General features: G+C 67.4%; 2 protein-coding genes and 2 pseudogenes. All 4 read left to right on the plus strand.

The features are described from left to right. Positions 1–82, plus strand: a pseudogene (locus ACZ4LX_RS38085) (IS5/IS1182 family transposase); the annotation flags it as partial. Positions 83–305: 223 nt separating this feature from the next. After that, positions 306–785, plus strand: coding sequence for a hypothetical protein (locus ACZ4LX_RS38090; RefSeq protein WP_467651993.1), 480 nt, complete (start codon positions 306–308; stop codon positions 783–785). Continuing rightward, positions 754–1,401 carry a hypothetical protein gene (locus ACZ4LX_RS38095; protein WP_467651995.1) on the plus strand — a complete coding sequence of 216 codons (648 nt, stop codon included), beginning with the start codon at positions 754–756 and terminating at the stop codon, positions 1,399–1,401. The genes ACZ4LX_RS38090 and ACZ4LX_RS38095 overlap by 32 nt, the downstream gene beginning before the upstream one ends. Positions 1,402–1,404: 3 nt before the next feature. Continuing rightward, positions 1,405–1,545, plus strand: a pseudogene (locus ACZ4LX_RS38100) (putative T7SS-secreted protein); the annotation flags it as partial. Positions 1,546–1,639 lie beyond the last annotated feature (94 nt).

Raw genomic sequence — 1,639 nt, forward strand, 5'->3', positions numbered from 1 at the left:
GATCTTCCGCAGGTCCCGATGCAGCCCCAACCGCATGACGTCAATCGCCAAGGCCATCCTCACACTGGAGCGGCAACGCTGAAGAAGCTCAATGACCGGGGCCTTTTCTTGATTGCTCGATCCGAAGCCGGAGAGCACTTCAGCGACGGCCAGGGCACTGGCGACCCTCCTCCCGAGCCGATGCGCTCCCTGCCGCCCCGCACACCTCACCGATCGAAAGCAGCCACGGTCCTGGAACCGCCGATGGATGCGGGTGTGGTGCTCTACGGTGTTTGGGGCCGATAGCGAATGCGAACGGGGGTTCCATGGCTGAGGGGACAGCGCTGGCGGACCGAATAGCCGGTCAGCGGGCCGGGGTGGGTGATCCGCGCGCGCTGCTGGGGGAGTTCCGGCGGGCTTTGGTGCTGGTGCCGTTGGTCGGTGACGGGTTGTGGACTGCGGAGTTCGGCGGGGTGCGCTGGGTGTACGGGTTCACGGACGAGATGGCACTGGCGCGGTTCGCGCAGGGCCGGGATTCCGTTCATGACGCCGGGGCCGCTGGGTGCACTTGGGAGTTCGCGGAGTTGCGGGGTGCGCGGTTGCTGGACGAGGTTGTACCGGCGATGGGGATGCCCGCGGGGGTCGCGGTGAACATCGCTGATGCCGAGGGGTCCATGTTCTTTCCGCCGGTGACGGGGATCGTGCCGGACGCGGTTGCCGTAGACGGCGAGAACACGGTGCCTCCGCTGGGAAGCGACGGGGGGGGCGTGGGCTGTGAGCGGCGGCACGGGGGATCTGCACGTTGATCCGGGGAGTGTCCAGAAGATCACCAGTGGGCTGCGTGCGACGGTGGACGAGCTGGAGGAGATTGGTTCCGGCACCGGGGCGGTCCTGGGCAAGGGAGTGTCGGGCCTGTCGATGACCGGTATGGAGGCCGGTCACTACGGGTTGTCGGTGACGTTCGAGGACTTCTGCGAGCGGTGGGAGTGGGGGGTCCGGGCTCTGGTCCAGGACGCCAACGCCATCGCGGCGAAGCTGGGCCTGTCGGCCGGGGTCCTGTGGGAGGAAGAGAAGTACATCGAGGGCACGCTGAAGATCGTGGTCAACGCGGGTGTGGGCAATCCGAACGCGTCCGAGGCCGACATCGTCAAACAGGGCTGGGGTGAGGTACTCACCCCGGACTACCTGAGCCCGGACTACAGCCCGGAGTCGTTCGAGCGAGCCGGCGACGAGGCCAAGCAGACCTGGAAGGACACCGGACGGTCGCTGATGACCGAGGGCACCGGCGGTCTGCACAGCGACGTGGTGAACAACCTGCTCGGCCGCGACCAGGAGACCTTCGACCGGGACGTGGACGACGTGTTCGGGCCGTCGCCCGAGGAGCGGGCCCGGCAACAGCAGCAGGACAACGGGGGGAACTGATCCATGGGACTCGGGGATCTTGTCGGCGACCTCACACCGGACGTCATCGAGGACGCCATCGAGGACGGCACCAAGTGGGTCGGTGACCGGGTCGAGGACGTCGGGGACTGGACGGCCGACCGGCTGGAGGACGTGGGCTGGGACTGAACCGTCCCGGGTCAGGTGGAGGCTCGATTCCGTGAAAGGATTGAGTCATGGCACGACCCTCCCGTTACCCCCTTGAGCTGCGCCGCCGTGC

The sequence above is a fragment of the Streptomyces sp. NPDC026062 genome (genome assembly GCF_055568375.1).